The organism is Nostoc sp. NMS2, assembly GCF_017115105.1.
GTDB lineage: Bacteria > Cyanobacteriota > Cyanobacteriia > Cyanobacteriales > Nostocaceae > Nostoc.
The window spans coordinates 22,894-38,024 of record NZ_JABXKH010000095.1 but is presented as its reverse complement, the minus strand read 5'-3'; the positions used below and the strand labels follow the sequence as shown (position 1 = coordinate 38,024).

The window sequence follows — 15,131 nt, the reverse complement described above, 5'->3', positions numbered from 1 at the left end:
GTTTTACCAATTCCCGAAAACCCAGCTACCAGCATCATTTCTGTTGCACCCAAGCTGACTCGCTCAAATGCTTGGAGGAGGGTTTCTACTTCGGTTTCTCTTCCATAAAGTTTATCAGGGATGATGAAGCGATCGCACACATCCCTACTCGCAATTTCAAAACTATCGATACTACCACAAACTTGTAGTTGATGTAAACAATTTTCTAAATCAAACTTCAGTCCTAATGCACTTTGATATCTATCTTCGGCATTTTTCGCCATCAATTTATTGACAATATCCGAAAAAATAGACGGTATTTGCCGGTTATTTTCATGTACTAAGGGTGCTGCTTTGGCAATATGACAATGTACTAATTCCATCGGTTCGTTTGATTGAAAAGGTAACTCACCTGTAAGTAATTCGTAGAAAGTTACACCCAAAGAATAAAAATCAGTCCGATAGTCAATCCCCCGATTCATTCTGCCTGTTTGTTCTGGAGAAATATAAGCTAGTGTCCCTTCTAACACATTGGGATTGACTAGCGTTTGCGTTTCTCGTGGTAGTAGCGATGCGATACTAAAGTCAATTAACTTAACTTGTTTGGTTTCGGGATTAATTAAAATATTGGCGGGTTTAATATCTTTGTGAATAATCCGCTCACGATACAATATATCTAAGGTATTACACAGTGCGATCGCTATTTGTAAAAACTCTTGCAGAGACGCGATATATCCCGTCTCTACAGCAGTAAAATATTCTTTTAGGGAAATCCCCCCAAAGTCTTCCATCACCAGTACATAGCCATTTTGATAGGATTCCAGGCTATAGGTTTGGATGATTAGAGGTGAGTTGAGATTTTTAGCAATAGTGTACTGATTCCGAAACTGTACCAGTTCGCTGAAAGCCGGATAAGGATTTTTCAGTACTTTAATTACTACAGGTTTGTGGTCAGCTTCTCGATACCCGCGATAAACTAGGGTTCTTGAACCATTGTATAGTTCTTCGCTAACTTGATATCTGGGAATATTAATTAAATTGCTAACCATACTGCTAAATCCTGATAGTTTCCAGATTTAGTATTCCCAGATATCTAGAGTTGTTTACCAACAAGAGCAAAACCTTACACCTGAATTTCAATGATAAATTCTGTACCTTCACCCAGAACTGAGTTAAAACTCAATTTGCCATTGTGGGTTTCTTCAACAATTTGACGAGCGATCGCTAATCCTAATCCCGTACCTTTACCTACATCTTTTGTAGTAAATAAATGGTCAAATATTTTCTCTTTAACTGATTCACTCATCCCCTTACCATTATCCAGAATGGCAATTTTAACTAGACTACTTTCGACTGAGGTCGTAATTGTAATGCGATTAGGATGAGCTTTGATTTCCTCAAAAGTGCGTCCCTGATTAGATTCTTCTAACGCATCAATTGCGTTTGCTAGAAGATTCATAAATACCTGATTTAACTGACCTGGGAAGCATTCAATTTGAGGTAAATTACTGTAGTTGGTGACAACTTCAATTAATGGACGTTGTTCATTGGCTTTGAGACGATGTTTGAGAATGAGAATGGTGCTATCAATGCCTTCATGGATATTAAACGGCACTTTGTAGTCTTTATCTGCACGAGAGAAAGTACGTAAACTGGTGCTAATATTTTTTAGCCTGTCGCACGCCATAGACATAGAATCAATCATCTTGGGCAAGTCTTCTAAGCTATAATCCAAGTCGATTTCTGACTCGTGGTCAAGAATTTCTTCATTCTTGTTAGGTAAACTTTCTTGATAGAGTTTTAAGTGTTCGATAATATCGGTAAACGTTGGTTTAGCTTGTTGGAGACTAGCAGCAATAAACCCAAGGGGATTATTCATTTCGTGAGCTACACCAGCAACTAAGTTACCCAATGCCGACATTTTTTCACTTTGAACAATTTGTAATTGTGCCTGTTGTAAATCTTGTAATGCTTGTTGTGCTTGTTGATAAAGTCGAGCATTTTCTAGCGATATTGCTGCTTGGGAAGAAAGTAGATTGATCGCTTGCAGACGTTCGCTAGTAAATACCCCGCTTGTGAGTTCATTTTCTAGGTAGAGAATAGCAACCAAATGCCCTTGATTAATAATTGGTGTGCATAATACACTTTTTGGGTGATGCTCTAGCATATATTCCCCAATTACCCCAGGAATATCTGTTTGGCAATTATCTATGACAATTGTTTGTTGAGTATTCTTGACATAATTGATAATTTTTCTGGGGATATCTTGACAATTGTCTATTAGTTGTGGGTAAAGGCAAGTTTGTATTTGAACAGGGGAATTGTCTTGATGGTTAATTAAGGTAATTGCTCTGACTTGCCAAGTATCTTCTTGGGGGAGAATAAGGACGGATTTTTTCGCACCGGAATTTTCGAGGATGATGTGGGTGAGACTGGTGATGAGTTGATCTAATTCGATGCTGCTAGAAATAGTTTGAGCAGCTTTGAGGATAGAAGTAAAATCTAGGACATCGGAAATGCTGGTGCTACCTGTGGTAGAAGTGCGAGTGGATGAAGAAGTTCCACGAAGGGCGATCGTTTCTCTTGCGTTGAGGTTGATTCGTTGCTGTTGCAGGATGGGTTGTAGTAGTTCGGGGTAGCGTTTTTCTAAGTCGTCGGTTTTGGCTTTGGCTCCCCAACGAGCATAGCAATAGTAGGCTTCTTGTATATATGCTTGGGCGACTTTTTCTTTGCCCCAATCGAGGTAGAATTTGGCTGCAAGTTCATTAGCTAATGCTTCTTCTTGGATATATTCGTTGGCTTTGGCTCCAGCAATGGCGCGATCGTAGTGGTCGATCGCCTCTGCTTTGTTACCCAAAACGCGACACCGTTCAGCTTCAACCAAATGCCACTTGTGCAGATGATTCATGGGGGCAAACTGTGCCCAGTTCTGGATCTTTTCCTGATTAGCAGCAACTCTCGCTAACCAGGTTTCTTGTTCGGTATCTTGCGAGTCGGGTGCGATGGATAAACACACCAGTGAATCATAGAAAAACAGAACCGGAAGCGATTGTGAACCAATGCCACCTTGCAAATATTGAGTTGCCAAATTTAGATTTTCTAGAGCTAAATCGTGATTTTCAAAGAGATAACCGAGAATTGCCTTGTTGAGATGGAGGAGGAGCAATCCAGATAAATCGTTAGCAGTAAGCTGGATCGGCAGCATTTCTGCTTCGCTGTAAGCTTCACCTTCTAACTGGCAAATGTCTTTTGACAAACCTAACAAGTTGAGAATCGACTGCCTGAAGATGCTGAGATAGTTGAACGCTCCATCTTGCTGAATTTTGGTTACAGCTTCACCGTAAAGCTTGAACTTCGGCTCAAGCACAGCTAAATTCTCACCAACAAAGTAGGAGCATTGGCAGTGAATAATGGCAGACCAGGCAGAGTATTCACTATCGCCATTATCTAATCCGCTCTGATAGTTCTCTAGTAATGGATTCAAGGTCTCATTTGTATGGGTCTTCCAGGGTTTGACAAAGCAGTAAACTGTAAATGCGGCGCGTGCCTGAATTTCTCTAGACGGAAACTTCGCTAGTAAATCTAAAGTCAATTCACCGATCTGATAGCCCGTTTCGATGTCTCCAACCATTCCACATAGAATGACTCCATAGAAGGAATATACGACAGTCGATAGGGGGCTATTACCAGATTTTAGGAATGAGTCGATTCCAGTACAGACCAACAGTGGCAGCACCTCTGGTTTGGCAATGTAGGCAGCAGACAAAGATTTTACGATCAGGCGAACGATGACTCTTGCGGTGCGATCGCTCATGATTGGCAAATCAGCCAGGTCTGCGATTAAGCATTTGCTCAGGTGTGCCGCCGTAGTTTGGAGGGCTTGCCCCACGTCGGCTTGGCTTGGCTGCTTGGGGAACGTTACTCCTAATTGTTCTAACAATGCCAGGGTCATTTCCAATGCCTGAAGAAACTGATTCTGAACGATCGCGGCTTGAATTTGCGTTTCGTAGACCTTTACTTTGTCCAGCAGCGTATCAGCATATTGCAGAACCCGATCAATCCGTTGCTGCATTTGCTCAAAATCGCCGCCCAGATACGACACCTCCGCCGCGTCTTCATACAGTGCTAACGTCTGGGCATACTGGTTGTGCCACGCATCGCTCGGCAGCAGGTTTATCCCAGTGTTGAAATAGGCGATCGCGGCAGCGTAAGCAGTCGCCAGTTTTGCTTTCCGTCCTGCCCGCAGATTGAGTTGAATCAGTTGATCGCGTTCTTTCGACTGAGCGATCAACTCGGCTCCCTGATTCAGATGATTGACAATATCAAATAGCTTCTCTTCTTGTCTAGCTCCAGGGGTGTGACTCAGGAGGAGTTGTCCAATCTGCAAGTGAGTCGCTTGTTTTTGTTCTTCGGCAATCAGAGAGTAGGCGGCTTGTTGGACGCGATCGTGTAAGAATTTGTATGTAACAGTCTCTTGATTTTCTTGAGTAACTGTTTCAATTTCTTGCCCGACATAGAATTTGTAAACATCACTAATCGGTAAAATCAGCCCTTCTTGTAATGCTTTCCACAAATCCGCAGCTGTTTCGATTTCTGATTTTGACGAAACAATTGCCAATGTTTTTAAATCAAATTGATTGCCAATACAAGCTGCTAACTGCAATCTATGCTGAGTTGAGTCAGGCATTTTTTCTAATTGAAATGCCATAAAAGCAACAACATCATCTGTAACCGCTTGCTGATTTACTTGTGCAATATCACATTGCCAACAGCCTAATTCAAAATCAAATTGAATGAAGTTTTCTTGATGTAGTGCTTTGATAAACTGAGTTGCAAAAAACGGATTTCCTTTGGTTTTTTGATATATTAATTGCGAAAGATTCCATGCCAAACTTTCTGCACATTTAAGTGTGTCAGCAACTAACTGATTAACTTTTCTTTGACTCAGTGGTGCTAAAGTAATTGTATTAATCGTGAAGAGCGTTTTTTCAATTTCACTCAAAGTTAACATTAAGGGATGTGCTGCATTAACTTCGTTATCACGGTACGCACCAATTAACAAAAGATGACTTGTATCAGCCATTAAAAGCTGCATTAACTTCAGCGATGCTGAATCTGCCCATTGCAAATCATCTAAGAACATTACTAATGGATGTTCAGCACTGGTAAAGACTTGAGTAAATTTTTGGAACAATAAATTAAATCTATTTTGTGCCGCTATTCCTAATAATTCTGTTGCTGGGGCTTGTTCACCTATAATTCTTGATAATTCGGGAATAACTTCAATAATTACTTGTCCATTTTCTCCAACAGCAGATAATATCTGGTTTCGCCATTGCTGAATCTGTGCATCACTTTCTGTTAACAATTGCCCCATTAAATCTCGGAATGCTTGCACAAAGCCACTAAAGGGAATATTTCGTTGAAATTGGTCATATTTCCCTTTGATAAAATAACCGTGTTGCCGCACAATTGGTTTATGAACTTCGTTAACTACAACGGTTTTACCAATTCCCGAAAACCCAGCTACCAGCATCATTTCTGTTGCACCCAAGCTGACTCGCTCAAATGCTTGGAGGAGGGTTTCTACTTCGGTTTCTCTTCCATAAAGTTTATCAGGGATGATGAAGCGATCGCACACATCCCTACTCGCAATTTCAAAACTATCGATACTACCACAAACTTGTAGTTGATGTAAACAATTTTCTAAATCAAACTTCAGTCCTAATGCACTTTGATATCTATCTTCGGCATTTTTCGCCATCAATTTATTGACAATATCCGAAAAAATAGACGGTATTTGCCGGTTATTTTCATGTACTAAGGGTGCTGCTTTGGCAATATGACAATGTACTAATTCCATCGGTTCGTTTGATTGAAAAGGTAACTCACCTGTAAGTAATTCGTAGAAAGTTACACCCAAAGAATAAAAATCAGTCCGATAGTCAATCCCCCGATTCATTCTGCCTGTTTGTTCTGGAGAAATATAAGCTAGTGTCCCTTCTAACACATTGGGATTGACTAGCGTTTGCGTTTCTCGTGGTAGTAGCGATGCGATACTAAAGTCAATTAACTTAACTTGTTTGGTTTCGGGATTAATTAAAATATTGGCGGGTTTAATATCTTTGTGAATAATCCGCTCACGATACAATATATCTAAGGTATTACACAGTGCGATCGCTATTTGTAAAAACTCTTGCAGAGACGCGATATATCCCGTCTCTACAGCAGTAAAATATTCTTTTAGGGAAATCCCCCCAAAGTCTTCCATCACCAGTACATAGCCATTTTGATAGGATTCCAGGCTATAGGTTTGGATGATTAGAGGTGAGTTGAGATTTTTAGCAATAGTGTACTGATTCCGAAACTGTACCAGTTCGCTGAAAGCCGGATAAGGATTTTTCAGTACTTTAATTACTACAGGTTTGTGGTCAGCTTCTCGATACCCGCGATAAACTAGGGTTCTTGAACCATTGTATAGTTCTTCGCTAACTTGATATCTGGGAATATTAATTAAATTGCTAACCATACTGCTAAATCCTGATAGTTTCCAGATTTAGTATTCCCAGATGGGTAAAGCAATTTATGTCTACAGATTTTGTGAGTTTGATCTGAGACTGGCGATCGCGTATGCTAAATTCACGCCGTGTGCAACTTTCTCTCAGACCTAACCCCCAACCCCAACCCTTGTAGCGTTGGGGAGCAAGAATCAAAGCCTCTCAGGAGTGGGGGAGAGGAATGGAAGCGGGGTTCTAAGGATAAGTTGCACATCGAGTAAATTCAGTTTAATTTGCATTATTTTCTGTGGACAAAAACCGCGAACCGTTCATTAGTCTGGCGCTTTACCACGCCTTTAAATGGTCAGTCGTCAGCCCCATGCTGCACACTTACTTTCGGGGCCAGATTTATGGTGCGGAAAATGTCCCCCAATCAGGGCCACTACTGGTAGTAAGTAATCACGCTAGTTACTTTGACCCGCCGATTGTCTCTAATTGTGTACGTCGTCCGGTGGCGTACATGGCAAAAGAAGAGTTATTTAATATCCCCGTTTTGGCGCAAGCGATTAAACTGTACGGTGCTTACCCAGTCAGTCGGGGAAATGCCGATCGCAATGCCATCCGTTCCGCTTTAGAATATCTCAATAAAGGTTGGGCTGTCGGTGTTTTCTTGGAAGGTACTCGCACCCCAGATGGTCGAATTACAGACCCCAAAAGAGGCGCACTGCTCCTGGCTGCGAAAGCAAAGGCCCCGATATTACCAGTAAGTGTCTGGGGTACTGAAAAGATTTTACAAAAAGGATCATCCCTACCTCACGCAGTTCCCATAACTGTGAGAATTGGTAACTTGATTGATGCTCCCAATTCCAGTAATAAAGAGGAATTGGAAAGTCTAACACAAAAGTGTGCAACGGTAATCAACGAAATGCATGATTTAGGAAGATGAGTTAGACAAGCGATAAATGTATGCTTTAAGGAGGTAGCGATCGCTATTAAATTTCTCTAATCTTAAAGTCAATAGCGCAGTGGTAGCCAGTCATTGAGCGTCACGAGCGTCATTACGAATTACGAATTACGAATTACGAATTATTATGAGCGGCTTTGAAGCCAAGAATTTTTGGGAGCGATTAAATAATCTGGCGTTAGTCCGCTTTTTGCTTCTAGTCGCTTCTGGCTGGGCAATTGTACAACTTTTAGCTTACTTTGAAGCGGTCATTGTTATCTTTACATTTGCGGCAATTTTGGCTTTTTTACTCAGCTATCCTGTACAATGGCTGCGGCGTTTTTTGCCCCACGGCGTAGCTGTTGGCGTAGTTTTCTTACTCAGTATTGTGATTATAGGCGGTCTGATAATTACCGTGGGCTTAACGGTTTTATCTCAAGGACAACAATTAATTGATAGTATCACTGCATTTTTAAATTCTCTAGTACCTTTGTTAGAGGGAATAGAAGAATTTTTGCGAAGCCGGAATTTACAAATAGATTTAAGTTTTATTGAAGAACAATTGCGGAATCAAGCTGTATCAAGTCTTGTAACTAGCTTGGCTATTTTACAAGGGTTCATGACGAATTTTGTGACTTTTGTCTTGATTGCAGTTGTGGCTTTCTTCATGCTATTAGATGGAGACAAGTTGTGGAATTTTATTTTAAAAATAGTTCCAAAACAGCGCCGCAATAGATTTACAAATATAATCAGACGGTCTTTTTTAGGATTTTTTAGAGGACAGTTATTATTAAGTGCGTTTCTTACAAGTACGACTTTTCTAGTTTTCTTAATATTAAAAGTACCTTTTGCTTTGATATTATCAATCATAGTCGGAGTCGTTGATATTATTCCTGGCATAGGAGCAACATTAGGAGTAAGCACAGTAACTTTATTTGTATTGTCTCAAGGTGTTTGGTTAGCATTGAAAGTCTTGATAGCTTGTATTGTCCTCCAGCAGATACAAGACAACTTAATTGCACCCCGAATTATGCAAGGTGCGCTGAATCTTAATCCTGTAGTGATATTTTTTGCTTTATTAGTAGGCGCTAGAGTAGCAGGATTATTAGGTGTTTTTATATCTATTCCAATTGCAGGAGTAATTGTATCTTTATTTGAAATTGATGAAATGAAATCTGAAGTTTAGTCATTGGTCATTTGTCATTTGTCATTTGTCACGAACTAAGAACTAGTGAATAATGTAAAAATAGCCATCTATCAATCAATATTGAGGAATAATGTCGGATTTAAGAGCGGAATTAACAGAAATTTTGGATGAGGCAGAGTGGGAGTGGCTAATTCCTCATGTACAACGAGATGCAGTAATTTTGGTGACACCGGAGTTAAACTTAGTAGATGTTGGAGTAGCGATCGCCAGTGATGACATTCCATCAGTAGAACTGTGGATCGATGAGCAATTAATTACCAAACCCACACCAGTACAAGTGGGAGAATGGAATCTTGAGCGCAGTAAGCGATTTAATACTCTTATCGTTCAGCCTTACGTTTTGGTGAAGGAAATAGTTGGCTGATTTAACTAAAGCAAAATTTTCTCCTTTAAGATTTATCCATCTAGGAGCTAGAATTGTTACGATAATTTCAGATTAGATGTTGAAACCTTGATCCAATCTGAAACCTTAGAATTATTAGAATGGCATCGCCTCTGCCAGCACCTTGCCACTTTCGCGGCAACTAAGCTGGGGGCGACAGCTGCGCGTCATCTGAAAATACCCGATTCTCAGACCCAAAGCGAACAGTTGTTAGAGCAAACCAAAGAAGTCTATCAACTTGAAAGTCGCCTCACTACGGGACTGTCATTTGAGGGAATTCAAGATATTGGCGATTTTTTAGAACGAGCAGAACGCAGTGGAGTTTTGACAGGAGAGGAACTGTTAGCGATCGCTACCACCCTCGCGGGTGCTAGAAGTTTGCGCCGTGTCATTGACAATCAGGAAGATTTGCCCATACTGACTGAGTTGGTTGCCGATTTGCGGACTTATCCAGAACTAGAACAAGAAATTCACCGATGTATTGATGAACGGGCCCAGGTAACTGACCGCGCGAGTCAAAAACTGGGAGAAATTCGCACAGATGTGCGGCGATTACGCAGCCAAATTACCCAAAAGCTGCAAAATATCTTACAGGCAAAATCTGGGGCAGTTCAAGAACAGCTAATTACCCAACGCAGCGATCGCTTTGTCATCCCTGTAAAAGCACCGCAAAAAGATGCCATCCCCGGTATAGTTCACGATACCTCTACCAGTGGTGCAACGCTGTACGTAGAACCGAATTCAGTAGTCCCTCTAGGCAACCAACTGCGGCAAATTATCCGCAGAGAGCAAGCGGAAGAAGAAGCGATTCGCCGTATTTTGACAGAACTTGTAGCCGCAGTCAAAGCAGATTTAGAGAGATTGTTAGCGATCGCCACTACTTTAGATATGGCAACCGCTAGATCGCGTTATAGTTACTGGCTAGGAGCGAATCCCCCGCGATTTATTCAGCGTGAAGACAAGGAAATCATTACCTTACGGAACTTACGACATCCTCTGTTAGTGTGGCAACAACAGCACGAACAAGGGCAACCAGTAGTTCCTGTAGATTTGCTGATTAACCCGCTAATTCGGGTAGTAACAATTACCGGGCCAAATACTGGCGGTAAAACTGTAACCTTAAAAACTCTAGGGTTAGCAGCGTTGATGGCCAAAGTAGGTTTATTTGTCCCCGCCCGCGAACCAGTAGAAATACCTTGGTTTGATCAAGTGCTGGCAGATATTGGCGATGAACAATCCTTACAGCAAAGTTTATCTACATTCTCTGGTCACATCCGCCGGATTAGTCGGATTTTAGAAGCATTGGAGAGTCGGGGGGATGAGGGGGATGAGGGCGAGTCCAATGCCCCATGCCCCATGCCCAATTCCCTAGTTTTACTTGATGAAGTCGGCGCAGGAACCGATCCCGTTGAAGGTAGCGCCTTAGCGATCGCCTTGTTGCAATATCTAGCCAACCATGCCCAGCTAACCATCGCCACTACTCACTTTGGCGAACTAAAAGCCCTGAAATACGAAGATGAGCGGTTTGAAAATGCCTCTGTAGAATTTGACGAAAGTACTCTCTCGCCTACTTACCGTCTGCTGTGGGGCATCCCTGGACGTTCTAACGCCTTAACTATTGCCTTACGCCTGGGATTAAAACCAGAAGTTGTAGAAGAGGCGAAAATCCAAGTGGGAGAGGCCACAGATGAAGTCAACCAGGTGATTGCTGGCTTAGAAGCCCAACGCCGTCGCCAGGAAACCAAAGCAGCCGAAGCTCAAAGTTTGTTGCAGCAAGCGGAACGTTTATACAAAGAAGTATCTGCAAAAGCCGCAAGCTTGGAAGAAAGAGAAAGTAGTTTGCGGGCTTCACAGGAAATAGCAGTCCAACAAGCGATCGCCCAAGCAAAAGGTGAAATTGCCCAAGTGATTCGCCGCTTGCAGAAAGGTACGCCCACAGCCCAAGAAGCCCAGCAAGCCACCAATGCTTTGAATCAAATTGGCCAGCTTTATCAGCCAGCAACCCCAGCAAAACCAAAAGCTGGGTTTATGCCCAAAATAGGCGATCGCATCCGCGTTCCCAAACTCGGACAGATAGCAGATGTAATCGCCGCCCCTAATGAAGATGGGGAGTTAAGCGTTCGCTTTGGGCTAATGAAGATGACGGTGAAGTTGCAAGACGTAGAATCTCTAGATGGTCAAAAACCCGAACCAGTTGTTAAAGCCAAACCAGCCCCAGCACCAGTAACTCCACCACCACAAAATGTCCCAGAAATTCGGACTTCCCAAAATACCATCGATTTGCGTGGTAAACGGGTGGCTGATGCCGAATACATTTTAGATAAAGCCATTTCGGAAGCTACAGGCCCACTCTGGATTATTCACGGTTACGGAACTGGCAAGCTGCGACAAGGAGTTCACGCCTTTTTGCAACAGCATTCCAGAGTGAATAACTATGAACCAGCAGAACAAGCAGACGGCGGCAGTGGTGTTACCATTGCTCACATCAAAAAGTAGCAATTAATGTGAAAGCTGCTGGTTCGTCCCATTTGTCCTTATAAAGCAATACGGTTCAGATAAGCCCAAAACCCCGGTGTAGAGACGCGATTTATCGCGTCTTCAAAGAGCTTATAAAGTTCATTTGCAAAGAATCTTAATTAGAGGATGTTTGAAAAGTCGTAAAGTATACTAGAAACCCCGCTTCCATTTCTCTCCCCGTTGGCGTCAGCCTGCCGTTAGGCAAGCGGAGAGAGGCTTTGAAACCCCCATTCCCTGCCTTCGGCACGCTGCGCGAACGTAGGGAAGAGGGGCTAGGGGGGTTAGGTTTCCGAGGCTTTGATGTTACGAAAAATACTTTTCAAACAACCTCTTAGGATAAATGTATTCTCTACACCTGTTATTTGTCTGATTTCATCCCCAGTAGTTAGGATAAATATCATACAAACTACGGTAAAAGTTGGCTATTTCTACGTAATTTCCATACCAAGAAACAAGATGAACTAACTAGTAATAAACCTGAAAATGATGGTTCTGGAACTTTGGTAATTATTAACGAGAGATTATCTGCATAGCCATCATTTACGCGCCCACGGACATAGTTCATATCCAGAACAACATTAATTTGTCTTGCACCAACGGGAACAAAACCCTTCGTAGACTTGAATAATAAACCTGTTGTGTTATTTCTTTCGTCTGGAGTGGGGGAATTAATAAATGTTGTGTCCAGAGTTTGACCATCTTGATTGAGGAAATTAAGACTAAATTTCACATTATCCAAATCAGTGTCATAGCCACCTAACCAGGCACTCAAATCGTATGCTCCTTGACCAGCATCAATTACAGAGGCAAGTTCAGCTATATCAATTAACTGAGAAGCACTTGATGAGCTTCTATCAGCACCACCGAAAAAGAGATTATTTCCTCGTACACTTGGCCCGGAACTATTAGCATCAGGAAGTCCACTAACGGCGACAATATTACCCAAAGCATTAGTAAATTGAAAGCCTGTCGCTCCATATTGCAGCACACTGAAACTATCAGTTGGAATCCAGCCAGGGATAAAGGGGATATCAGTCCCAACAGCATTACCAATGGGATCTCCTTGTCCTTGTTCTGCATCTCCATTAACAATAAGATTTTGACCAAGGGTGGCTGCATGGATAGGGTTAGCAAGCAGAATACTTGATGAAATTCCTGCTATCAGAGCTATACTCGCCTTTGCTATTTTTTCAGAGGAACAAGAAAAAGTCTTAAGCTTATTCATATTTTACTTAGATGTTAGATGTAGTATCGTGTTAATTCAGAAAAAGATAATATTAATAAGTTTTCTACCTGTGTAATTCTGATTTGATTAATTGCTTTTTGACCAATTCTTGCTTTTTATTCAAGATTAAAGCTATACCCACAGCTAGTAAAATTCCACCCACACCCTGATGTTCGGGAACAGAAGTAGAGGGGGCACTAAATCCATACTTTGCTAAAATTTCTTGCCCTTGTGGTGACAGAATATATTCAGCTAATTTTTCACCGTCAGGATCGGCATTTTTCAGGGTAGTCAGTCCATAATTAGCTTTCGTTGCTAAATAATCGGGTAATTCTACTATTTGCAAATTTTCACCACCTTCTGTTAATTGAGCAGTCTTCCCACTGGTGTAATAAGCTAAAAAGATATCTGCCTGCTTTGTTTCTTCGAGAAAATAGACTAAATTATTTTTGCCATTAGGAACAATCGGAGCATTAGGATTACCACCTACTAACTGCAAGGCTTTATCCTTCAAAATTTGAGAGCTACCAGGTATAATTCGATCGGCCTTGTCAAATATCTGCCATGCATAGTTTCCAGATGGATCTGCTACAGGTGTGGAGGTTCCCAACTTGATTTCGGGTTTTAGCAAAAAATCCAACAAATTATTTGATGTGATACCAAGTCCCGATCTGACAACAGCAGTCATGCGGTTGCTAGTGAAGTTCACTACAGGTTCACTTAAACCTTCCTCAAACAATGTCTGAGGGTTATCAATATCTGCACTAGCAAAAACATCTGCGGATTTTCCGGTTTCGGAGAATTCTTTTTCTATAAATTCTCGTGTTAAACCAGACGGCCCAAATCGCGTTTCTACTGGAATCCCATATTTCTCGTTAAAAGATTCACCTATTTCTGTGAGGCTATCGCGTAAACTACCAGCACCGTATAGCTTAACCGCCAATGCCTGAGTTGGTAGAGTCACACTGACAGCACAAACTATCAGTGAAAAGGCAAAAAAACGCTTTTTCATCGTTATTATATTATTGCGTTGCTATTACTACTCAGTGAATTATCTATAACTCATACTTAAGTATGGTTGTTGGAAAAAGTCTAAACTATTACCTCTAACCATAAAAGTAATAAATGAGTTTTGATATGTATGGTTTGCGATTATAACTATAGTACCAACTAAGTTGGACGAAATCAATTAGCCAACATCTTCAAACGCTGACTTTATCAATGAAGGCAGGAGGCATCAATCATCCTGATGTTGCCCACCCTGTCCTGAAATAACAGGCTGCACACAAATTAAACTGCTCTATAGCAGCAAGAAGAACCTTTAAGTAAACTAAACAGGCAAAAGATTTGTATAGTAATTATGTATACATTAAGAATAAGTAATAAACATCAAGAAATTTCAAAATTTCAACCCGTAAATAAATGTAAGAGGTATTCTACATAATTACTTAGCGATAATTAGCAGTTAGCATTCAAAACAATAGTTTATTTATACTCTTGTACGGAATTAGCAGTGAAAGTCAGGTAGACCTTAATTAGAATTGATACTTTTCTACTTTGTTGAAAATAAATTTTCATCTAGAGTAGGACAAAGATACATGCTGTTTACCACATAGAAAAATCTAGCTGAAGTCTCTGGCTCATAGATAGCTATGGGAAACCAAGCTTGATGCTAGAGAGTCTGGTTTCAAAATGGGTAACAGCAACATCCCCTATCAGCTTGATCACCTATGCTAAAAGTTATGCACTCGGCCGCCAACTCAGCCACGCCAAATTCCCAGTGGGAGGATTTAATCAAGCTTCCAGCCCCAAACACAGTTCAATGGGACAATATCAAAACCCAATTAGACTTGGTGCTGTTGGCGTTAGAAACCTTAACTGGGATTGGTTCAGAGGCTATGCTTTCGGCGGCAACTGATCTGAATTTAGAGTCAAGAGTGCCAGACCGCGTAGCTTTATGGCGACTGCGCCAGTCAAATCCCCTACGTAAAGGTCAAGGAGGGCGGAAAAAGCTAGATGTCGAAGAAGCGCGATCGCTTGTTCTGATCATCTGCTACTTAGCCAAACAGCACCAGGAATTGATTCGCCGCGCTGTCGGTCTGTTGGAACAAATGGCAGAAACTAACCGGGAACCTCACCAGACTGCTTTACTTGGAGATTACATTGATGCTTTTTGCAACACCTACCAAGAGCGGATGGAAGAGGACGAGCAAATCTCAACAGATTTGCTTACCAACCTGGCACTAAAACTGCTTGTAGATTTACTTTTTTACAGTGCCCCTGGTGGGCATCGCCGTCTCTGGCTAGCACTTATAGACCGTTCGACAAAATTTTAGATTTGAAATTTGAAATTCCTCAATCAAAATTCGCTTGTGATTTGT

At 41.5% G+C, this 15,131-nt stretch carries 9 protein-coding genes; 5 read left to right on the top strand and 4 right to left on the bottom strand.

Features of this window, described 5'->3' with window-relative positions:
• On the bottom strand, positions 1–1,028 hold a 1,028-nt coding region (locus HWQ36_RS17410; protein WP_292704945.1), incomplete at its 3' end, for a serine/threonine-protein kinase.
• Between the two features lie 74 nt (positions 1,029–1,102).
• A complete protein-coding gene (locus HWQ36_RS17405; protein WP_292704944.1) occupies positions 1,103–6,508 on the bottom strand; it encodes an ATP-binding sensor histidine kinase in 5,406 nt (1,801 codons plus the stop codon).
• 275 nt (positions 6,509–6,783) lie between these two features.
• Here HWQ36_RS17405 and HWQ36_RS17400 point away from each other — a divergent pair, with 275 nt between their 5' ends.
• The 4 genes from HWQ36_RS17400 to HWQ36_RS17385 all read left to right on the top strand — a co-directional run bounded on the left by HWQ36_RS17400 (position 6,784) and on the right by HWQ36_RS17385 (position 11,504).
• Positions 6,784–7,422 carry a lysophospholipid acyltransferase family protein gene (locus tag HWQ36_RS17400; protein ID WP_292704943.1) on the top strand — a complete coding sequence of 213 codons (639 nt, stop codon included), beginning with the start codon at positions 6,784–6,786 and terminating at the stop codon, positions 7,420–7,422.
• Between the two features lie 145 nt (positions 7,423–7,567).
• Positions 7,568–8,605 carry an AI-2E family transporter gene (locus HWQ36_RS17395; RefSeq protein WP_292704942.1) on the top strand — a complete coding sequence of 346 codons (1,038 nt, stop codon included), beginning with the start codon at positions 7,568–7,570 and terminating at the stop codon, positions 8,603–8,605.
• A 91-nt stretch (positions 8,606–8,696) separates the two neighbouring features.
• Positions 8,697–8,990 carry a DUF2288 domain-containing protein gene (locus tag HWQ36_RS17390; protein WP_292704941.1) on the top strand — a complete coding sequence of 98 codons (294 nt, stop codon included), beginning with the start codon at positions 8,697–8,699 and terminating at the stop codon, positions 8,988–8,990.
• An 87-nt stretch (positions 8,991–9,077) separates the two neighbouring features.
• Positions 9,078–11,504 (top strand): endonuclease MutS2, encoded by a 2,427-nt coding sequence (locus tag HWQ36_RS17385; RefSeq protein ID WP_292704940.1) that lies wholly within the window; start codon positions 9,078–9,080, stop codon positions 11,502–11,504.
• A gap of 427 nt (positions 11,505–11,931) precedes the next feature.
• Here the strand turns inward: HWQ36_RS17385 and HWQ36_RS17380 are convergent, their stop codons facing one another.
• Both HWQ36_RS17380 and HWQ36_RS17375 read right to left on the bottom strand, forming a co-directional pair.
• A complete protein-coding gene (locus HWQ36_RS17380; protein WP_292704939.1) occupies positions 11,932–12,750 on the bottom strand; it encodes a PEP-CTERM sorting domain-containing protein in 819 nt (272 codons plus the stop codon).
• 64 nt (positions 12,751–12,814) lie between these two features.
• Positions 12,815–13,762: a molybdate ABC transporter substrate-binding protein gene (locus tag HWQ36_RS17375; RefSeq protein ID WP_292704938.1), complete on the bottom strand. Its 948-nt coding sequence runs from the start codon at positions 13,760–13,762 to the stop codon at positions 12,815–12,817.
• Between the two features lie 718 nt (positions 13,763–14,480).
• Here HWQ36_RS17375 and HWQ36_RS17370 point away from each other — a divergent pair.
• A complete protein-coding gene (locus HWQ36_RS17370) occupies positions 14,481–15,086 on the top strand; it encodes a DUF3038 domain-containing protein (RefSeq protein WP_292704937.1) in 606 nt (201 codons plus the stop codon).
• Positions 15,087–15,131 lie beyond the last annotated feature (45 nt).